We start from the raw sequence: 21,242 nt of genomic DNA, 5'->3' as shown, positions 1-21,242 counted from the left end.
AAACGAAGAAAAGGTGAATAACGGGTAGCGATGAACTAACGTCGGTTGTGGGTACCAAGATCAGTTGTACCTGTCGATAGCGGCTCGGAAAGGGGCTCGACTGTCAGTCAGATCGGCCCCGGGAAGTGCCGCCGTCGTGTCACCGAAGTCATTTGGAGGGCACCATGGAGTTCATGATCAGCGGACGGAATTTGACGGTTTCGGACCGCTTCCGCGAATACGCCGACGAGAAGATCTCAAAGATCGCATCGCTGGGAGACAAGGTCCAAAGGGTGGACGCGAAGGTCTCCAAGGAGACCAAGGCCCGCCAGACCGCAGACTTGCTCACGGTTGAGCTGACTGTCTTGGGCCGCGGCCCCGTCATCCGTGCTGAGGCCAGCGCCGCCGACAAGTTCGCCGCGTTCGATCTCGCTTACAACAAGCTTCTTGAGCGCCTGCGCCGGGCCAAGGACCGGAAGAAGGTCCACCACGGGCGGCATACACCCAAGGCCGTCCGCGAGGCGACAGCCAGCCTTGAGCCGGCAAGCGCGACCGAGCCTCTGTACGTGGAGGCAAGCAATCACCAGGAGCCCCAGCCCGCCCCGGTTGAAAGGTCGCCGTACGACGTCGACAACGACATCCCCGCAGGGGATTCGCCGGTCCTGATCCGCCGCAAGGTGTTCCCGGCGGCATCGCTCACGCTCGACGACGCCGTCGACAATATGGAGCTCGTGGGTCACGACTTCTACTTGTTTGTGGACAAGGAAACCAAGGCGCCGTCGGTTGTTTACCGTCGCGACGGATGGACCTACGGTGTCATCAGCCTGGACCAGACGTGTGAACCGGGTGAAGCGGCCGTGGAAGAGAAGATCCTCGCCTACCGCTCGGAGGATGAGCCTGCGCGCGCCTGAGCTGCGCGTTCACTTAAGCTGGTGTTGACCAGCCAAAGGAAGGACTGACATGAGCGCATCGCTGAGCCTCGAGCAGGCACGGCGGATCGCTTTGGCAGCCCAGGGATTGGACAAAGGACGGCCCGCCGGACCCGTGACTGCACGGGCGGTGGGCCGGACCTTTGACCGGCTCCACCTGGTGCAGATCGATTCAGTCAACGTGCTCGCCCGCAGCCACTACCTGCCGTTCTTTTCCCGGCTGGGAAACTACGACCGCGCCATCTTGCATCGGATGGCCTCCACGCATCCGCGCAGGATGACTGAGTACTGGGCACACGAAGCCAGCTTTATCCGGCCGGACCACTTTCCGGACCTGCTGGTGTGGCAGAACCGGAAGTGGGTCGGCGCAGCAGGCATGGACCCTGAGCTGCGGACCGGCGTGGCCGCCAAGATCCTCGACGAGCTCGCGAAGGGAAGACCCCTCACCGCGGCCGAGCTCACCGCACGGATCGGGCACGTCGAGGACCGCCGCACGGACAACTGGGGCTGGAACTGGAACGCGGTAAAACGCGTCCTGGAGCATCTCTTCGAAGACGGGCTCGTCTCGGCTTCCTCCCGGACGGAACAGTTCGAGCGCCGCTATACGCTCACCGCTAAGGTCTATTCAGCGTTCGACGGCGGGGGAGGGGCAGATGCTGATCCCGCAGCGGCGATGGACCGGCTCATCGACGCCGCGGCCAGGGCCCACGGCATTGGCACCGTGCGCTGCTTTGCGGACTACTTCCGCACGCCCCTGCGGGCGGCCGCCATCGCGGTGGAGAACCTGGTTGAACTCGGAACCCTTGAACACGTCTTGGTCCGGGGCTGGAACAGGCCGGTCTACCGTCACGTCGAGTCACGGCTTCCCCGGAAGGCAACCGGACGGGCGCTGCTGAGCCCCTTTGACTCGCTTGTCTTCGAGCGCCGGCGGCTGGAAGAGCTCTTCGGCTTCCACTACAGGATTGAGATCTATACCCCGGAGGCCAAACGGCGTTTCGGTTATTACGTCCTACCCTTCCTCCTGCGGGATGGCATCGTGGCGCGCGTGGACCTCAAAGCTGACAGGGCGGCAGGGCTGCTGCTGGCGAGGGCTGCGCACGCCGAGCCGGACGCCCCCGCGGACACCGCCGTCGAACTCGCGGCGGAACTGCACCTCATGGCCGAATGGCTGGGGCTCGACGCGGTGGTCGTTTCGCCCGCAGGGGACCTGGCGCCGTCCCTTGAGGAGGCGGTTGCAGCCTATGGAACGCGACTATCAGCTCTCAGGGAACAGGCGTAACTTGCCGTGCATGTCTCCCGTAGACTGAACACGCCAGAATTCGGCAGCTTGAGACTGGGAGCAACTTCACGTGGCATCACTTATCGAAAAACTTCTCCGTACGGGTGACAAAAAAACCCTGAGGCAACTGAGGAACTATGCCGATTCCATCAACGCCCTGGAAAGCTCCTTCCAGACCTTCACCGACGCCGAACTCCGGGAAGAGACCGACCGGCTCCGCGCACGCCACAATGACGGCGAAAAGTTGGATGACCTCCTGCCGGAGGCCTTCGCCGCCGTCCGTGAAGCGTCCTCACGAACTCTGGGAATGCGTCACTTTGACGTCCAGCTGATGGGCGGTGCCGCCCTGCACCTCGGCAACATCGCCGAAATGAAGACCGGTGAAGGCAAGACGCTCGTGGCCACTGCTCCGGCCTACCTCAACGCCCTCGCCGGCAACGGCGTCCACGTCATCACCGTGAACGACTACCTCGCCGAATACCAGTCGGACCTTATGGGCCGCGTCTACCGCTTCCTCGGCCTGACCAGCGGTTGCATCCTCTCCAACCAGGACCCCGCTGTCCGCCGCGAACAGTACGCGGCAGACATCACCTACGGCACCAACAACGAATTCGGCTTCGACTACCTGCGCGACAACATGGCGTGGGACAAGTCGGAACTCGTCCAGCGCGGCCACCATTTCGCAATCGTCGACGAAGTTGACTCCATCCTCATTGACGAGGCCCGCACCCCGCTCATCATTTCCGGTCCGGCCCAGGGCGACACGAACCGCTGGTACAGCGAGTTCGCCAAAGTGGTCCTGCGGCTCAAGCCCGAGACAGACTACGAGGTTGACGAGAAGAAGCGCACCGTGGGTGTGCTCGAGGCAGGCATCGAGAAGGTTGAGGACTACCTCGGCATCCACAACCTCTACGAGTCGGCCAACACTCCGCTGATCGGCTTCCTTAACAACGCCATCAAGGCCAAGGAACTCTTCAAGCGGGACAAGGACTACGTCATCCTCGACGGCGAAGTGCTGATCGTTGATGAGCACACGGGCCGCATCCTGGCGGGTCGGCGCTACAACGAGGGCATGCACCAGGCGATCGAGGCCAAGGAAGGCGTCGAGATCAAGGCGGAGAACCAGACCCTCGCCACGGTAACGCTGCAGAACTACTTCCGTATGTACGACAAGCTTTCCGGCATGACGGGTACTGCGGAGACCGAAGCCGCAGAGTTCATGGGCACCTACAAGCTCGGAGTGGTGGCCATTCCCACCAACCGGGACATGCAGCGAATCGACCAGTCGGACCTCGTCTACAAGAACGAGTCCGTCAAGTTCGACGCCGTCGTCAAGGACATTGCTGAGCGGCATGAAAAGGGCCAGCCGGTCCTGGTGGGAACCACCAGCGTGGAAAAGAGCGAATACCTCTCCCGGCTACTGGCCAAGGAAGGCATCCGGCACGAGGTCCTGAACGCGAAGAACCACGCCCGGGAAGCCGCGATCGTCGCGCAGGCGGGCCGTAAGGGCGCCGTGACCGTAGCCACAAACATGGCCGGTCGCGGCACGGACATCATGCTGGGCGGAAACGCTGAATTCACCGCTGTAGCCGAGCTGGCGGCCAAGGGACTGGATCCGGAAGAGAACTCGGAAGAGTACGAGGCCGCGTGGCCTGCGGCCTTCGAAGCGGCCAAGCAGGCTGTCAAGGATGAGCACGAAGAAGTCCTGAACCTGGGCGGCCTGTACGTTCTGGGCACCGAACGCCACGAGTCCCGCCGCATCGACAACCAGCTCCGGGGACGTTCCGGACGCCAGGGTGATCCCGGCGAGTCCCGGTTCTACCTGTCCTTGACCGATGACCTGATGCGTCTGTTCAACTCGGGCGCAGCCGAACGGCTCATGAACAGTTCCGTCCCGGACGACGTCGCGCTGGAATCCAAGCTGGTATCCAGGGCCATTGCCTCGGCCCAGGGCCAGGTCGAAGGCCGCAACGCGGAACAGCGCAAGAACGTCCTCAAGTACGATGACGTCCTCAACCGCCAGCGCGAAGCCATCTATGGGGACCGCCGCCGCATCCTCGAGGGCGACGACCTCCACGAGAAGGTTCAGTTCTTCCTGGAGGACACCATCACGGCCCTCATTGACGAAGCGACGGCCGAAGGCACCGGGGACGACTGGGACTTCAACCAGCTCTGGACGAACCTGAAGACGCTTTACCCGGTCAGCGTCACATCCCACGACGTCATCGACGAGGCCGGCGGGAAATCCCGGATCACAGTGGACTTCCTGAAGGAAGAGATTCTTTCCGACGCCCGCCTGGTCTACCAGGCCAGGGAAGAGGCCATCGGCTCCGAAAGCATGCGCGAACTGGAACGGCGCGTTGTGCTGTCCGTGATCGGCCGGAAATGGCAGGAACATCTCTACGAGATGGACTATCTGAAGGAAGGTATCGGCCTGCGGGCCATGGCACAGCGTGATCCGCTCGTGGAGTATCAGCGGGAGGGATTCATCATGTTCCAGGCCATGATGGAGGCGATCCGCGAAGAAAGTGTGGGCTTCCTGTTCAACCTTGAGGTCGAAGTGACCCCCGCGGAGGACGTTGTGGTTGCCGACGGCGCCGGGGAACACACGGAGCACCACGAGCCGCAGATCCGGGCGGCCGGGCTGGAAGCTCCGGAGAAGCCTGCCCAGCTGCAGTACACGGCACCGGGCGAAGACGGCGCCAGCCAGACGCGCGTTGAGGCCAGGTCGTCGGGACGTTCCGGCAATCCGGCGAAGGCGGCGGCCCAGGACGGAGCCCGGAAGCCGGCTCCGAAGAAGAAAAAGCGCTAGGAAATTGATGGCTGCCGGGGCGGCAGCACCGTGAAGGCGGGTGAGGACCGGAACCAAGGTTCCGGTCCTCACCCGTATCTGCTCTGCACATCCCTGAACCACTCCTGGTGCACGGCCGTGTGGCGATAGGGCGCCCTTTGTGGCACCAGTCAGCCGATCTCCAGCGCTGTGATCCGCCACACCTGGTTGCTGCGTTCCAGCCTGACGGCGACTGCCCGGACCCTCAGCTCATCCACCACGACGGCGCTTGCCTCATAGATTCCCTCGGCGACTTCGCAGGCGCGGACAGACCGGACGGCAGGATTTCTGTGCAGGCGTCCTGCTGTTGGCGAGGACCCTGCCGCAAGCCGGCGGGTCAATGCGGCGCGGTGCTGCAGCGAGGCCAGGCAGTGTTGGTCAAGGCGGCGTGAGAGTTGCTGGATAGGACGCGTTCCGGCCAGGACTTCGACGGCGGCCTGCACGGTCCCTCGCGTTATCGCGCAGACTTCCCTGTTTTCGCCCGCCATCTGAAGGATGCCCCGGGCTTCAGGGGCTTCACGAAGGGCGGCGGGCCGTGACGCCGGCGTCGCGTCAGTCTGACGCGGTTCCGGGGAAGAAGTAGCCCCGTCCGGGACCGCCGCCAGCCTGCGGACCGGTGAAGGACCGGGGGCGGGGCGTCCCGCTGCCGCTGATGTGGGGACCAGATGCAATGCGCTCATGACGTTTCCTCTGATTGAGATCGGATTTTCTGAAAATTGCGGGTTGCAGGCTGCGGGTTCAGGTCGTGGAAGGCGGTTTGAGGACTTGTCCCGGCAGGAGGAGATCAGGGTTGTCTCCTATGACAGCCCGGTTGGCCTCATACCAGCGCGGCCACGCCATTGCGATGTCCAGGTCAGAGGCGGAGGAGCCGCCCAGTTGCCTTGCCGCAATGCTCCAGAGCGAGTCCCCGGCCATCACGGTGACGGTCCCGGTTTCGTCAATGGGCTGCTGGCGGGCCGACCTCGCGGGTTGTGCGGCCAACGGACCCGGGCTCACGACGGGGGCATTCGGTTTCCACCCCGGATCGATGCCGCCGGGGCCCGGCGTGACCCTCGGAACCGCCTGATCCGTAGGTGCCCACTCCGCTGCAACGGCCGGGGCAGATGTCGGACCCCATCGCGGGTCCGTAGTCTCCGGAGCGGCATGGGCAAGCGGTGCGCCAAGGAGCTGCAGTCCGACTGCGGCCAGGGCGAGCCGGCGCATGAAAACCGGGCTGAACTTTCCGGTGATCTCCGCCGCCCGTCTGTTGCCCGCCCGCTCAAGGGCGGCGGACGCCAGCGCGATCAGCATCGACAAAATCCACCAGGCCACAATGACGAGTCCTGTCGTGTTGGCGACAAAGCCGAGGAGGTCTTCGACGTCCAACGACTGCGCCCGCGCAGATGACCGTTGCCAGCGCTCCACTTGCGACGCCCCCGTTGCCGCCAGGAAAGTGCCGAGAAGAAGAATTGCCACTGCCAGTGTTGCGTCCGAGCCGAGCAACCTGCCGCGTGAAACGTCCATGATCGCGTCCTTCTGATCTTTGGTCTTTCGACCTTTTGATGCAGTTTGATGCCGTTTGATACACCTAAAGCAAGTTTGACCCCACATTCTGAATTTTGTCCAGTAATTTGTTTTTTATCCCCCGGCGACGGTGCGCGAATTGACCCCGGCGGGGCGCGGGCCTAGATTTGCGGCATGCGTTGGGATGCATTGTTTGAAGACATGGAGGCGCAGATGGCCTCGGTGGACCGGCTGGAGCTTGAGTCGGAAATCGCCGAGCGGTCGCGGGCGGACGTCGCGGGTGTGGATCTGGCGGACAGGCTGCGCGCATCCGTGGGCCTCATAGTGGCTGTCCACCTGGGATCGGGAACCGTGTTTGAGGGGACGCTGGGCCATGTGGGAGCAGAGAGCCTGGTGCTCAACGACCATCGTCACCAGGTGCTGATTCCGTTTGCAGCCGTGTCCCGATACAACGGCCTGGGGCGGTTCGCTATGGCGGAACCGTCATCAGTGAGGCGGAAACTGGGGCTGGCCAGCGCACTTCGCGGCTTGGCGCGTGACAGGGCTGATGTGGCGGTAACCCTCGGAGGCGCCACACAAGGAGTGGTAGGACTGAACGGCGTCATCGACCGGGTGGGCCGGGACTACTTCGATCTGGCCCTGACCCGGCCGGGAGAAGCCCGTCGCGCCGCCAATGTCAGCCAGGTCGCGTCCGTGCCCTTTTCCTCGCTCGGTGCTCTACGGTCCGTCCGCGGCTCGGAGTTCTGACAGCATTCGGGGCGCACGCGCCGTCCCCGGCCCGGTTGTCGCCAACCAAGCAGACTTACATGGGGAGACTGCCTCAGACCGACTTGGACTTTGCTTCCTGGATCATGCGGTCTGCCTCGGCGTAGCGCTCTTCGATGTACTGTTCCAGCATCTTTTCTTCAACACGCCATTGTCCGCGTCCGCCCACCTGGATGGCCTTCAGTTCGCCGCTTCGCACGAGCGCATACGCCGCCGGGGAGTTGATCTGCAGTTGTTCGGCTACGTCTGCGAGGGTGAGGAATCGGGGCATGCCTCCATTTTGCCACCATTGTCGTCGAATGGCGGGGTTATCCACAGTTTGGTGTTGTTTGATGCTGTGACTTTCGGTCCGGCCGTTTTGCCGTAAGAATGAGGGAGCCCGGCGCATAAACCAGTTCCGTCGGCACCGAAGGGGGAGCGGTACGTGAGTGCAGCAGTGACGACGACGGCAAGCAGGCTGAAGAAGCCGTCCTGGAAGGATCCGCGGCTTTTGCTCGGATTCCTGCTGGTCCTGGCGTCCGTTGCCGGCGTTGTGACGCTGGTCGGTGCCGCCGACCGGACTACCGAGGTGTTCGCGGCCAAAGGGCCGATTGCCGTAGGGGAGAAACTCACCGCGGAGAACGTTAACCGGGTGAAAGTCAGGCTCGGCGACGTCGAACCGCACTACGTCACCGCTGAGGCCGGACTTCCCGAAGGCATGGTTGCAGTCCAGAGAATTGGCCCGGACCAGCTGGTGCCAAGGGACAGCCTTGGCAAGCCCGACTCCCTGGACCGCAAACCGGTGGCCATCACTATCGACGAGGCCCTGCCGGAGCAGGCAGCCGCCGGTTCGCGGGTGGATGCCTGGGTGGCGCTGCCGGATTCCCGCAACGGGTTCAGTGAACCGACGCTGCTGCTTCCGGGAGCCGAGATCGCGGAAGTTACCCCAGGTTCGACCACACTCGGATCTTCGCGGTCCACAGTGGTCATGGTGCTTGTCACGGACGAGCAGATGCCCAGACTGCTGGGTGCCCAGGCGAACAAGGCCAAGATCTCCGTGGTCTGGAACCCGGGAGGCGGAACACCATGAGCATTCCGGTGGTCACAGTGGGGCAATCCCGGGAGGACCTGGTGGGCGGCCTGGAACGTCTTCATGGACCGGTCACGGTGGTGAGGAGGTGTTCCGAACTGACTGAGCTGCTGGCCGCCTGCCAGAGCGGTCTTGCCCGGGCAGCCGTCGTCGCGGAAGGGAGCGACGAGCTGACTGCTTCGCTGGTCGATCGACTCACCGCCGTGGGCGTCGTGATCGTTGCGTTGACGGATAGCCCAACCGAAACGGCGAGGCTGACGGCGATCGGCGTGACGGTTGCCCCGGCCGGCGTGGACTCGGCAGCACTCGCGGGCAGGATCTCGGGCGCGGTTGCCCAGTGGGCCCGTCCCGGATCGCCTCAGGCAGGGGGCAGCGGCTTTGCTGACACGGGTGCAGCCATCCGGACCCTGCCGGGCGAACATGAAGAGGATGACGTCCGGGCGGAGCCGGCCGGTACCGGACAGATCATCAGCGTATGGGGTCCCGCGGGCTCTCCCGGCCGGACGATGGTGGCAGCCAACATGGCCGGTGAACTGGCCGCCGCGGGCAACTCAGTGCTCCTGGTCGACGCTGACAGCTACGGAGCAAGCGTAGCGGGATTACTGGGGCTGTTGGACGAATCCGCAGGCCTGGCCCAGGCCTGCCGGCTGGCCGATCTCGGACAACTCGACGCCGGGGCGTTGCTGAAGGTTGCCACGCCCGTCGCTCTAAAATCGGGAACGCTCCGGGTGCTTACCGGGATCACGCGCGCGGACAGGTGGACCGAGTTGCGTGCGTCCGCCCTTGGGGTGGTCTTTGAGAAGGCCCGTGAGGTGGCGGACTACGTCGTTGTGGACACCGGATTCTGCCTGGAGGCAGACGAAGAGCTCAGCTTTGACACCATGGCGCCACGAAGGAACGCCGCCACCCTCCGGAGCCTGGAAGTCGCGGACACTGTTTATGCCGTGGGTTCGGCCGACTCCATCGGCGTGCCCCGGCTCGTCCGGGGTCTTTCCGAGCTTGAGGCAGCGGTTCCCCAGGCGTCACCGCGGGTGATCCTGAACAAGGTCCGTGCTTCGGCCGCAGGACGCTTTCCGGAACGCCAGCTCCGGGATGCGTGGGAAAGGTACGGGCCAGCGGAGGGTATTGCCGCCTTCCTCCCCTCTGATGCTGCAGCAAGCGACGCGGCGCTGTTGTCCGGGAGCCTCTTGCTGGAAACCGCCCCCGAGTCAGGGTTGCGCCTGGCCATTGCCAAATTGGTTTGTGCACCTGTCCAGCAAAAGCGCCGATCCTCTATGTTTTCTTCCACAGCGAAGCGTCACCTAAAGGGCTAGGCTCACCATAAGGGCTGCAAAGAGGCAGCTATGAACTTGTGATGGAGGCGTTTGTCGATGTCGTCTGGGTCCAGCGTGGAGGATCAGTCCGTTTTGCTCGGAGCCCGTGAAGGGTACTTCGGAGACTACTACGAGCACCTTCCGGAGGAAGATTTCCGGGCCTATTCACCGGACCTCCTGGCCGCCCGCGCCGAAACCCACCGCGAAGTTGCCGCTGTCCGCGTCCCCGGCACGGCCAACATCAGGATCGTTGACGAAGCGGACTGCAGCGTTGTGTATATCGTCACGGACGACATGCCGTTCCTGGTGGACTCCGTCAATGCCGAGCTCGTGCGGCAGAATTCTGCCATCCACCTTGTCCTCCACCCGCTGTTTGTTGTCACCCGTAACCGGGAGAGCGCGCAGCTGACAAAAGTGGACAGGGTGCCCTCCAGTATCGGCATTTCCAGCGGCGACACTGCGGCGATGCCGAGCCTGTCACACCTGATTGCCCAAGGCGACAACGCCTCCCATATGGAATCGTGGATCGCGGTCGAAATCGGCCCTGCCAGCGAGGAATCGCATGGACGGCTGATTGAAGGTATTGAACGTGTCCTGGGGGACGTCCGGGCGGCCGTAGAAGACTGGCCGAAGATGCGCAACAAGGCGCTGCAGATCGCACAGGACCTCGATAACGTGGCCAACCCCTCACAGATCGAGGAACTGCGACAGGCCCAGGAGCTTCTTCGATGGCTCGACGACGGCAACTTCACCTTCCTCGGCTACCGGGAATATGACCTCGTAAACGAATCAGGCGAGGACGTCCTGGAACTGCGGGAGGAAAGCGGCCTCGGCCTGCTCCGCAGCGGCGCCGAAGGACACCACGTCCAGCACCTCACCGTTGCGGGTCGCAAGAAGGCGCGCGAGAAGCGCGCATTGGTCATCACCAAAGCTAATTCCCGCTCCACCGTGCACCGCCCGGCATACCTCGATTACATCGGGGTGAAGAGCTTCGACGCTGCCGGAAACGTCAACGGTGAGCAGCGGTTCATCGGGCTCTTCGCCACCAGTGCCTACGCAGGCTCCGTCAGGAACATCCCTGTTGTCCGCGAGAAGGTGGAGGCCGTACTGCGCAGCGCCGGGTTCCCGCCGCACTCCCATTCGGGCAAGGACCTGCTGGGCATCCTTGAGACCTACCCCCGGGATGAGCTGTTCCAGATCGAGGTTTCCGACCTCGCTGCGACAGCCACAGGAATCCAGCGGCTGCAGGAACGGCGGCGCACCCGGCTGTTCCTGAGGCCTGATATCTACGGCCGGTTCATGTCCGCCCTGGTGTACCTTCCCCGCGACCGGTACACAACGAACGTGCGCCTTCGCATCGAGCAGGAACTCCGCGAGACCTTCCACGCCGTCTCCATTGACTACGAAGCCAGGATGACCGAATCGGCGCTGGCAAGGCTGTTCTTCCGGATCCGGCTGCCCAAGGATGCAGACGTCAGCGACGTCAACGTCGAAGAGCTGGAGAAGAGGCTTGTCCGGGCTGCGCGTTCGTGGAGCGAAGGCATCACGGAAGTGCTGCGGGACAGCGGTGCCGGCGGTGACAACAAGGGACTTGCCTCGGCCTGGGCCGAAGCCTTCCCGGTCAGCTACCGCGTGGACTACGAGGTCGAGGACGCACTTGCGGACATCGAACGGTTCGAGAAGTACGGATCGTCTGCTGAACTGGCTGAAAAGGGCACGCACGAGAGGCCCGGGGTCCACGTGTACCTTCCCGAGGGGGCTGGAGCCACGCTTGAAGAGGATGCCCGGGTCAAGCTTTACATGCTCGAGCCGAAGAGCCTCAGCCAGATCCTGCCGTACTTCCATAACCTTGGCCTTGAAGTGCTCGATGAGCGGCCTTTTGAAATCGAGACGGCGGACAAACGGGACTTCTTTCTGTACGACCTGGGACTGAAGTACCCGCCCGGCGTGGCCCCCCTCGCCACAGGCCAGCTGTTGGCGGACGCCTTCGGCGCCGCCGTTTCCGGTGACGTCGAGTCGGACAGCTTTGACCGTCTGGTCCTGCGCGAGGGCATGCACTGGCGCCAGATTGTGGTCCTCCGCGCCTACGCGAAGTACATGCGCCAGATGGGCAACACGAATTCATTTGGATTCATTGCCGACACGTTGCTGGCCAATCCCGAGGTGACCCGTTCGCTGGGCGCGCTGTTCGCGGCGCGCTTTGACCCCGCACTTGAGGACGACGTCCGTACCGAGCGCCAGGCAACCGTCCGCGCAGAGCTGGCAGCTGCCATTGAACAGGTAGCCACCCTCGACGCCGACCGCGTGCTCCGTACTTTTGCCAACCTCATCGAGGCCACACTCCGGACGAACTTCTACCAGCAGAAGCCGTACCTGAGCTTCAAACTGAACCCGGCCGCGATCGACGGGCTGGCCTACCCCCGGCCTATGTTTGAGATCTGGGTGTACTCGCCCCGGGTCGAGGGCGTGCACCTGCGTTTCGGCAAGGTGGCCCGTGGCGGGCTTCGCTGGTCGGACCGGCGGGAGGACTTCCGCACCGAGATCCTTGGCCTTGTTAAGGCGCAGACCGTCAAGAATGCCGTTATTGTGCCCACCGGCGCCAAAGGCGGATTCTTCGCCAAGCAGCTCCCCGACCCGGCGGCGGACCGGACAGCCTGGATGGCGGAAGGCGTGGAAAGCTACAAGACATTCATCCGCGGCCTGCTGGACCTGACGGACAACCTGATCACTACCCCCGACGGAGAAGCAGTCGTTCCGCCGTCCGACGTCGTCCGCTATGACGACAACGACAATTACCTTGTTGTCGCCGCAGACAAGGGAACCGCAACGTTTTCGGACATCGCGAACGGACTCTCGGCGGAATACGGCTTCTGGCTGGGGGATGCCTTCGCGTCCGGCGGCTCGGTGGGCTACGACCACAAGGCCATGGGGATCACCGCCCGCGGTGCGTGGGAATCGGTCAAGCGCCACTTCAGCGAACTTGACCTGGACACCCAGTCGGAACCGTTCACCGTGGTGGGCGTGGGCGACATGTCCGGGGACGTCTTTGGCAACGGAATGCTGCTTTCCAAACACATCCGGCTGCTGGCGGCGTTTGACCACCGCCACATCTTCCTGGATCCGAATCCTGATGAGGCCGCATCCTTTGCGGAGCGACAGAGGCTCTTCGAGCTGCCCCGGTCCTCCTGGGACGACTACGACAAGGGCCTCATCAGCGAAGGCGGCGGTGTCTTTGGCCGGCAGGCAAAATCCATTCCCGTCTCCGGGCAAGTGCGGGCGGCTCTTGGCCTGCCGGACGGCACCACCGAACTCAGCCCGCCGGAGCTCCTTCGTGCCATTCTCCTTGCGCCCGCGGACCTGCTGTACAACGGCGGCATCGGCACATACGTCAAGGCAAGCACGGAAACGCATGCTGAGGTGGGGGACAAAGCCAACGACGCCATCCGCGTCGACGGCCGGGACCTTCGCGTCAAGGTGGTCGGAGAAGGCGGAAACCTGGGCATGACCCAGCGCGGACGTATTGAAGCCGCACTGCAGGGAGTCATCCTGAATACCGACGCCATCGACAACTCCGCCGGCGTTGACTGCTCGGACCATGAGGTCAACATCAAGATCTTTGTGGACCGCATGGTCGCGGCGGGCAAGATCGACGCCACAGAGCGGGCTGACTTCCTCGCATCCATGACGGACGAAGTGGGGCGGCTGGTACTGGAGGACAACATTGACCAGAACATCCTGCTGCTCAATGACCGCATCCGTGTGGCGGAGTGGAGCCCCAGCTACGAACGGCTGATGGACTGGCTGGAGAAATCAGCCGACCTCAAGCGCGACCTTGAAGCCCTGCCCACCACTGAGACGCTCAGGGAGCGCCTGGCCCAGGGCCAGGGCCTGACCTCGCCGGAGCTGTCAGTGCTGGCGGCTTACGCAAAGATCGAACTCGCAACTTCACTGCGGGAGAGCGATCTCGCCGACGACCCGTGGTTCAGGCAGACCCTTCGTTCCTACTTCCCCGAGCAACTCCGGGAAAGGTTCGACGCCGAGCTCGACACCCATCCGCTGCGGCGCGAGATCATCGCCACTGTCGTGGCCAACGACATGATCAACCTGGGCGGCATCACGTTTGCGTTCCGCACCATTGAAGAGACATCGGCTAATGAAGCCGCCGTTGCCAAGGCGTTCGTGGCCCTCCGCGAAGTTTACGAGCTGGACATTATGGTCGGCGAGCTCAATGAACTGCCGGCGTCCTTCCCCACGGAGCACTGGAGCACGGTGCACCTGGACATTCGGCGGCTGCTGGACCGGGCCGTCCGGTGGGTTCTCAGCCAGGGTGGCGCCTCCCGGCCGATCTCGGAGATCGTGGACGAGTTCAAACCGCTGATGGATCCGATGCGCGCACGCCTTCTCGATTACTTGCGCGGAGACGATCGTGTCCGCGTGTCCGAGTGGCTGGAAAAGGCCCGCAGCTGGGATCTTCCGGAGGATCTCGCCCATCGCTGGGCGGAACTTTTCGAGAGCTTCGTGCTGTTGGATATTGCCAAGATCGCCCACACCAACCCGGAGCCCGTGGAAAGCATCGCGCATGTCTACTACACGGTGTTCGACCGCTTCCACGTGGACTCCCTGCTGGAGCGGATCACCAAGCTGCCAAGGCGGGACCGCTGGCAGGCGCTGGCCCGCGCTGCGTTGCGGGATGACCTCTACTCCACGATTTCGGACATTACGACGTCGGTCCTGGAGTCGACGTCGCCGGGAGCCCCTGCGGAGGAACGCGTTGTGAACTGGGAAGGCCTGAACGCCGAACAGTTGGACCGTGCCCGAAGCATGTTTGAAGAGGTCAACTCGCTTGAAGCGGACGATATGGCATCACTGTCGGTAGCATTGAGGCTCTTGAGGTCAATCGTCCGGCGCTAGGGATCCGTTCCAAGCGCCGAATCTGGAGGTGTAGTGGCAATCTTTACGGACCCCATCAGGGAACACGCTGATTTCGGGCCGGGGGATGCCGAGTGGCTGCACCTCCTGGTGGGCGACTGGCAGATGGTCGCCGACCTCGCCTTCGCGGACCTGGCCCTGTGGTTCCCGCATCCTGAGTTCGGCTACGTGGCCCTGGCCCACGTCCGCCCCTCCACCACGCATACGGTGTTCCATGCCGATTTCGTGGGGGAGGGGATCAGGTCGGACCTGCAACCGCTCGTGGACAAGGCCTGGAGCAGCCGCACCATTGAGCGCTCCAGCGAAACCAACTGGAGCAGCGACATGGCCCTTCGGGTTGAAGCTGTCCCCATGGTGCGGAACGGCCGGACGCTGGCCGTCGTGACCACGCACATGGACCTGTCGAGTTCACGGATGCCGTCCAGGCTGGAACTGACGTACAGGCAGTGCGCCTACGACTTGCTGCGGATGGGAACCCTTGGACTGTGGCCCGATTTCGCCTCGCCCACCGGGTCCCGCCGTGGGGCTCCCCGCGTGGGCGATGGTCTGATCCGGCTTGATGCAGACGGGATTGTGCAGTACGCCAGTCCGAACGGCGTCTCGGCATTCCGGCGCCTGGGTGACGGTGAATCCCTCGAGGGCAGGTCGCTGGCCGAAGTCACGGCGGGATTGTTGCGGGACCGCCGCATGGTGGATGAAACGCTGCCCCTGGTGGTGACGGGACGTATGCCGTGGCGCAGCGAAATTGAATCCCGCGGAGTCAGCCTGTCACTTCGGGCCATCCCGTTGCGCGATGAGCAGCAGAGGTTCGGGGCGCTGGTGCTTTGCCGTGATGTCTCCGAGCTCCGGCGCCGGGAAATGGAACTTGTGACGAAGGACGCCACTATCCGGGAGATCCACCACCGGGTGAAGAACAATTTGCAGACTGTTGCAGCGTTGTTGCGCATGCAGTCACGCCGCATGGTCAGTGATGAGGCCAAACAAGGCCTCGAGCAGGCCATGCGACGAGTTGCAACGATAGCCCTCGTCCACGAGACACTGTCCCAGGGTTTGACGCAAAGCGTCGACTTCGATGAGCTGATCGGCCGTCAGTTCCGGCTCTCCGCCGAGGTCGCCTCGCCGTCGCAGCAGGTCAAGACTGCCAGGTCCGGCCTGTTCGGTGAGCTGCCCAGCGACTTTGCCACCCCGCTCGCCTTGGTCATCAACGAACTGGTGACTAACGCCGTCGAACACGGACTGGAAGGGCGAACCGGTACTGTCTGGCTTCTGGCCGACCGGTCGGAGGGCGACGACGGCGACGAGTTCCTGACCGTGACAGTTGCCGATGACGGCGTCGGGCTTCCGGACACGCCCCATGTGGAAGGCTTGGGACTGCAGATCGTCAGGACCCTGGTCACCAGCGAACTCGGCGGGAGCATTCAGTGGAAGCCCCGCGAGGGCGGCGGCACTGCGGTGCAGATCGTCTTGAACCTGCAAAAACGGTGACGCCAGCCACTGAAGGCCAGGCAGCTTGAAGAGAAGGCAGCTTAACAGAGAAGGCGGCCGCCGCCTGTGAAGTCCGCGGCCGCCTTCTGTTGGCCCTGTGGCCGGGGTTCTTCGTTAGGAAGCCCGGCGGGCGCGCGCGGCGCGGCGCTTAAGCGCCCGGCGTTCGTCTTCGCTCATTCCGCCCCAGACGCCGGCGTCCTGTCCCGATTCGAGGGCCCACTGAAGGCACGTGTCCACCACCGGGCAGCGGCGGCATACGCTCTTGGCCTCCTCGATCTGCAGGAGAGCAGGCCCGGTGTTTCCTACCGGGAAGAACAGCTCCGGGTCCTTGTCGAGGCACGCTGCGCGGTTACGCCAATCCATGCTGATCAGTCACTCCATTCCTGGGAACTCGCTAAAGACCTCTTGTGAAAATATTCACTAGAGGCTACATAAGAAAGGGACCCTGCCGGGTCCCCTTGGTCATCTGAATTAAGCGTGTCATGTTAACGCTGTGTAAACAAGGGGTAATCGTCCAAGAAGTGCCTCTTAAGCGTGAGCGATACGTCACATAGGTCGCCGTCGCCCTCCCCGGTGTCGACTATGTCCGGTATGGTGCCAGTGTGTCAAGACCCCCAGAGGACCACTCCGACTCCAGCCACGAGCCCCGCGTACCCGGCTCCACTGACGGTTCAGGAACATCTCCGGGTCCTCTTTCCCCGGAAGTCCGGGCCACCCGACCGCCAGCTGTCACAGTCCTGTCGCTTATTGTGGGCGCTGAAGCAACCGCCCTGCTTGTGGTTGCGGCCTGGTATGCCATCCAACTGGTCACGGGGGCACCCGTCCTGTCATTTTGGGGTGCTGTTTTCACCTTGGCGCTCCTGCTTTCCTTTGCAGCCTGGCTGTATGCCGTTGCCTATTTTCTGTTCCGGGGATTCCGCTGGCCACGGGCGGGGGCCCTTGTGGCCCAGTTGTTTGTCCTGACGATCGGGTTTCCGACACTCACCGGGGGTTACATTGCTGCCGGATTCGCCATGCTGGTTCCGGCCGTAGTGGCCTTGGTCCTGCTGTTTAACAAGGGCGTGATCAGATTTGCTTCGCGTGCCGGCGGGGCGCCCCCGGCGCTGTGACCGGTGCTGTTAGCGGTAGCCCGGGCGCGGCCAGCTGAACGGCTGTTCCCCGGCCCTCGGCAATGATCACGGCTCTCCCGGCCGGAGGGTTGGGTTCCACCTCAAAGCGAACGCCGAAGAAATCCCCGTCCAGCATGGTCCGCGGCGCGATGAGGATTCCGTTTCCCTGGCCGCGGGCCTGAGCGGCCAGCGGTACGCGCTGGCCGAGTGACGGGCTGAACCCCGCCGTCAGTATTCCCGTCAACCCCATTCCATGCAGGGCTGCGAGATGCCGGCCGGCTTCCGGTGACAGCATGTCCGCATCATCAACGAGCAGTATCGAGTCCTTATCGAGCCGGCCTGCGTCAGCGCTCGCCATCACCTCCGCCCAAAAACTGGCTACGTCATCTTCCGGGCCGGGAAAGAGCCAACCGGAAACTTCAGGGTTCAGGAGTGGAATGGTTGCCAGCAGGGAACTCTTGCCGGACGCGGGACCCCCCCAGAACCGGCAAAATGGTTGCAGGCTGAAGACGTACAGCTGCCGGGATGAGTTCGTCACCGCCGATACCGACGACGATCTTGCGATTCTTGTTTGCGCCCCGGAGGGCAGCCGCCTTGCCTGCGGATGACGCGGGGTGGCGCTCGATACGTGCCAGGACCTCGGATGCACCTATGCGCGTGGGCAGGGCTTCGATTCTGAATGGCCTCACAGCGGGTTCCTTGACCAGTGCTGCGTCTGCCCATCCTGGCGGGGGTGGATCATAAAACTGGGCCACCGAGCCCGGGCTGCCGGTCAGCGGGCCGAAGACTACCGCCCGTCCGCGGAGCCGTGTGACGTCCGGCAACCGCGGCCACGCAAGGCGGCCTTCGTCGGTGGAGCCCGTTGGAAAGTATGCCCGGTTGGGGACGGACGCGAAGTAGCGGGCTGTGACAACCTCGCGGTCCCCGGCAATGAGCACCGTCACGCCCGCCCTGGCGCCGTCGCGGACGATGTCCTGGACCAGGTCTTCGGCCCAGGCCAGCGGCCCCGCCCGGAGCGACGAGACCCATGAGCCCCAGCCGCCAAGCACCAGAACAATTGGCGGCGAGATTCCCTTCGCCGGCCGGTTGAGCCGCCGGGACATTTCGAGGGCAATGCGTTCCAGGATCCGAACAGCCCGCCGGAGTTCATGTAGCCCGGCGGCCGCGCCCACCCGCGGCTGGGACCCGGCGGCGCTTAATGAGTTTCCCGCGTCGAGGAGGTATACGTGGGATTCCACGTCATGTCCGAGCAGTTGCTGCACTGCCAGGTCCAAGGCGTCGTCCACTCCGCTCCCTGTCGTGCCGACGAATGCCAGGTGGCCATGGCTGGAGGGCAGCCACGTCAGCAGGGACACCCGCTGCCGGTCCGGCTCGTCGATCAGCCCTAGCTCTACGGACCAGGCGTCGGGCGTGGATCCGGCGGTGGCTGCGGTACTGGGAAGGGCGACCCGCGCGGGCAACGGCGGGGCTACGGGGCGGCGGGGCGCAACGCCTCCCATGCCGTCCCAGAGCTTCACCAGCGATTCAACAAGGGGAGCAGCCGCCTCGGCCGGCGAAGTGGGCCTTCCCGCGTCTTGCCGGTCGTCGTCCGGCGCGGACGTGCCGGAAGCCTCCGCAGCGAGGCGGACCCGGACCGCGGAAGTGTTCCCCGCGGCACTGGCGCCAGCCAGGGACGCAGTCTGGAACTCGACCGGGTCCTCCGTCCCGCGGGCAAGGTAGGCGCGGCCGGGACTGCCCACCCCGATGCCGGCGGCGACCCGGGAATTGATGATGTCGACCGATTCCATCTCTGACTGGACGCGCAGCGCAATACTGCTCGTGACGTTTGCACGGATGTCAGCCGTGAGGGCCCCCTGGGGGCGCTGCGTGGCCATGACCAGGTGTATGCCCAGTGACCGGCCGATGGCCGCAATCCGCATCAGCTCCTTCAGGGCCTCGGGGGCGTCTTCGACGAGCATCCTGAACTCGTCGATGACAAGGACCAGGTGGGCCAGCGGACCGGCCGGGGAGCCCGCGGCCCTGTAGCCTTCCAGATCCGACGCGTGCGCAGCCGAAAGAACTTCCTCCCTGAACCGGATTTCGGCGCGCAGGGAGCTCAGGGCGCGGTCCAGTTCATTCCTGGTCAGGTCCGTGAACATACCCACACAGTGGGGAAGCCCGGTCAGCGGTCCAAGGCCCGAACCGCCCTTAAAGTCAAAGAAGAGGAAGTTGATCCTGTTCGGGGGGTAGCTGAGGGCCAGGCCGGCCGCCAGGCTCCGGAGGAGTTCGGATTTTCCGGAACCGGTGGTTCCGGCCACCAACAGATGCGGGCCGTCCGACTCAAGGTCAAGCGTGCGGGGGCCCTGGGCTGCCATCCCGATAGGGACGGAGAGCCCGGGCTGCACGTCTCCGGCAAGCCAGCGGGCCGATACATCTGCGGCGGACCAGGGAAGGACCTCGGCCAGCGAGCAGTTCTGCGGCACGACACGTTCAGCCTGGGGGCTGCACTCACGCTGCAGCGCCATGCTCCGGCAATACCGGTCGAAGACCCCCACCGGAACGAGGTCGGGGAAGAAGTCCTTCGCGGAGTCCGCATTGCACCACCGCGCGATGGCTCCACCCAGCTCGATGACCTCGCCGGACTCCGCGGGACCATCGAGGGTGCAGTCCAGGACCTGCCAGCCGCGACCGACCGCGATGTCAGACAGGTCTGGAGCTTCCCTCGGGCCGTCAACGCTGCCTGTCAGGATGAGCACGCCCCGTTCCTGGGTCCGGTCGATTCCACGCTCCAGAAGTGCCAATGTCGTTTGTGCATTGGACGCAAGGACAACCGGCGTAAGGTACCGGGCGGACAGCGGCAGGGTGGAAGGTGGCCCGTGCACGAGGATCCGGGTCCGTGCGGCAGACCGGTAACTGGTGAGCTGCATGATCACGAACCGGACCAGGCCAGCGACGTCCTGCTGCGGGCCACGGACAAACGCAATGCCTGACAGCTGCAGGATGAACGGCATGAGTCCGGCAGCCGGCGCCTCGAAATCAGGGTCGACCGGATCCAGGCGAATGTTGGCCACTTGTTCCGCCAGCCCAAGCCGCAGCGCGATTTCGTCGGGCGCAGCTGGTCCGGCTGACCTGCCGGCAGGTGGTGTTTGGCCTCTCAGCGCGAGTTCGGCCGCCGACGGTGCGGACCGTCGTCGTCGTTCCTTGTCTTCGTGGACGGCGGCAGCCACAAGTGACTTGAGCCGGCGCCGCTGGCGGCGGCCGGCAATCAGGGGAACCAGCATGGAGACGGCAGAGACCCCCGTGAAGGCAAGGAACATCCACATACCAGTAACGACAGCCAGGCCCACGCCAATGAGCAGCGGCAGTACCGCGGTGAGCAGGAGTAGGCCTCTGTTTCCGCCTTCCGGCCTGTGCGGAATCGTCAGAGGCTCCGTCACACTGGCCCCGGCAGCATCCCACTCCGTGGGCCCTCCTGCGGGCAGCGGGCCGAACACGACGGACAGCGTCGAACTCCCGCAACTGATGACCGAGTCCGTTGAGACCTCACCCTGCGCCATCCGCTTCCCGTCCACGAACGATCCGTTGACGCTGTCCAGGTCGGCGATGGTGACAGCTGTGTCAGTTACATCCAGCCGGGCGTGTTCACGAGACAGGGCGGGATCCGGCAGCGCGATATCCGTGCCGCTTCGGCCGATCCGGTACGTACCGCGTCGCAGCGGCAACACTGTCCCTGCAGCGGGCCCGCTGTGCACGGCAACCAGCAGCGACGCGGAGTTGTCCGCACTGATTCGCGAAGTCCGTCTGCCGGCGCCGTCGACGATGACAGCCCCGGTAACGAGCGGCGATACGCCGAGTACCAGGCAGGACAGCGGATGGCCGGAAACGGACAGTTCTCCCGCGCCGAACTGGCGCTCCAAAGCGTGCTGCAGTTCGGGCCCCGCGCATCCCTGCGGCGCCTCAACCGTCAGTTCGAGCGGCGGACCGGGGCTGCCGGCATGGGGTCCACGGACCAGCGTGCAGTGAAGCTTCATCGGGTGCTTTCCCTCGGGGCGGAGGCGGTTTCTGCCCAAGCT

14 protein-coding genes are annotated in these 21,242 nt (G+C 64.2%); 8 read left to right on the top strand and 6 right to left on the bottom strand.

Annotated elements, in window-relative coordinates:
- Positions 1-164: 164 nt before the first annotated feature.
- The 3 genes from hpf to secA all read left to right on the top strand — a co-directional run bounded on the left by hpf (position 165) and on the right by secA (position 4,999).
- Positions 165-890 (top strand): ribosome hibernation-promoting factor, HPF/YfiA family, encoded by a 726-nt coding sequence (hpf, locus tag RW112_RS02315; RefSeq protein ID WP_305941580.1) that lies wholly within the window; start codon positions 165-167, stop codon positions 888-890.
- A gap of 49 nt (positions 891-939) precedes the next feature.
- Positions 940-2,187 (top strand): winged helix-turn-helix domain-containing protein, encoded by a 1,248-nt coding sequence (locus RW112_RS02310; RefSeq protein WP_317780245.1) that lies wholly within the window; start codon positions 940-942, stop codon positions 2,185-2,187.
- 70 nt (positions 2,188-2,257) lie between these two features.
- Complete coding sequence (gene secA / locus RW112_RS02305; RefSeq protein ID WP_317780244.1) at positions 2,258-4,999, top strand: preprotein translocase subunit SecA; 2,742 nt, start codon at positions 2,258-2,260, stop codon at positions 4,997-4,999.
- 149 nt (positions 5,000-5,148) lie between these two features.
- Here secA and RW112_RS02300 read toward each other — a convergent pair whose 3' ends face one another.
- The gene (locus RW112_RS02300) at positions 5,149-5,697 is read right to left on the bottom strand and encodes an Rv3235 family protein (protein WP_317780243.1); all 549 of its coding nucleotides are present in this window, start codon (positions 5,695-5,697) and stop codon (positions 5,149-5,151) included.
- 58 nt (positions 5,698-5,755) lie between these two features.
- On the bottom strand, positions 5,756-6,520 hold the full coding sequence (locus tag RW112_RS02295) for a LysM peptidoglycan-binding domain-containing protein (protein WP_317780241.1): 765 nt from the start codon (positions 6,518-6,520) through the stop codon (positions 5,756-5,758).
- A 174-nt stretch (positions 6,521-6,694) separates the two neighbouring features.
- Here RW112_RS02295 and RW112_RS02290 point away from each other — a divergent pair, with 174 nt between their 5' ends.
- A complete protein-coding gene (locus RW112_RS02290; protein WP_317780239.1) occupies positions 6,695-7,267 on the top strand; it encodes a hypothetical protein in 573 nt (190 codons plus the stop codon).
- 73 nt (positions 7,268-7,340) lie between these two features.
- On the opposite strand, the gene RW112_RS02285 is transcribed toward RW112_RS02290, so the two are convergent.
- On the bottom strand, positions 7,341-7,556 hold the full coding sequence (locus RW112_RS02285; protein ID WP_317780238.1) for a helix-turn-helix domain-containing protein: 216 nt from the start codon (positions 7,554-7,556) through the stop codon (positions 7,341-7,343).
- A gap of 153 nt (positions 7,557-7,709) precedes the next feature.
- On the opposite strand from RW112_RS02285, the gene RW112_RS02280 reads away from it, so the two are divergent.
- Genes RW112_RS02280 through RW112_RS02265 form a run of 4 tightly spaced genes read left to right on the top strand, consistent with a single transcriptional unit; the run spans position 7,710 to position 16,081 of the window.
- Positions 7,710-8,354: an SAF domain-containing protein gene (locus RW112_RS02280; protein WP_317780237.1), complete on the top strand. Its 645-nt coding sequence runs from the start codon at positions 7,710-7,712 to the stop codon at positions 8,352-8,354.
- A complete protein-coding gene (locus tag RW112_RS02275) occupies positions 8,351-9,667 on the top strand; it encodes a chromosome partitioning protein (protein ID WP_317780235.1) in 1,317 nt (438 codons plus the stop codon). The genes RW112_RS02280 and RW112_RS02275 overlap by 4 nt, the downstream gene beginning before the upstream one ends.
- A gap of 57 nt (positions 9,668-9,724) precedes the next feature.
- Positions 9,725-14,578 carry an NAD-glutamate dehydrogenase gene (locus RW112_RS02270; protein ID WP_317780233.1) on the top strand — a complete coding sequence of 1,618 codons (4,854 nt, stop codon included), beginning with the start codon at positions 9,725-9,727 and terminating at the stop codon, positions 14,576-14,578.
- A gap of 33 nt (positions 14,579-14,611) precedes the next feature.
- The gene (locus RW112_RS02265) at positions 14,612-16,081 is read left to right on the top strand and encodes a sensor histidine kinase (protein WP_305941570.1); all 1,470 of its coding nucleotides are present in this window, start codon (positions 14,612-14,614) and stop codon (positions 16,079-16,081) included.
- 114 nt (positions 16,082-16,195) lie between these two features.
- Here the strand turns inward: RW112_RS02265 and RW112_RS02260 are convergent, their stop codons facing one another.
- From RW112_RS02260 to RW112_RS02245, 3 genes are all read right to left on the bottom strand, one after another.
- Positions 16,196-16,444 carry a WhiB family transcriptional regulator gene (locus RW112_RS02260; protein ID WP_003804966.1) on the bottom strand — a complete coding sequence of 83 codons (249 nt, stop codon included), beginning with the start codon at positions 16,442-16,444 and terminating at the stop codon, positions 16,196-16,198.
- A gap of 702 nt (positions 16,445-17,146) precedes the next feature.
- Entirely contained in the window at positions 17,147-17,548 is a 402-nt protein-coding gene (locus tag RW112_RS02250; RefSeq protein WP_317780225.1) for a hypothetical protein, read from the bottom strand.
- A gap of 61 nt (positions 17,549-17,609) precedes the next feature.
- On the bottom strand, positions 17,610-21,200 hold the full coding sequence (locus RW112_RS02245) for an FtsK/SpoIIIE domain-containing protein (RefSeq protein ID WP_317780224.1): 3,591 nt from the start codon (positions 21,198-21,200) through the stop codon (positions 17,610-17,612).
- Positions 21,201-21,242 lie beyond the last annotated feature (42 nt).

Origin of the sequence: Arthrobacter sp. B10-11 (genome assembly GCF_033142195.1) — a bacterium.
GTDB lineage: Bacteria > Actinomycetota > Actinomycetes > Actinomycetales > Micrococcaceae > Arthrobacter > Arthrobacter oryzae_C.
Note: the sequence above shows the minus strand (reverse complement) of the source record. Positions and strands in the feature narration are given on the sequence as shown.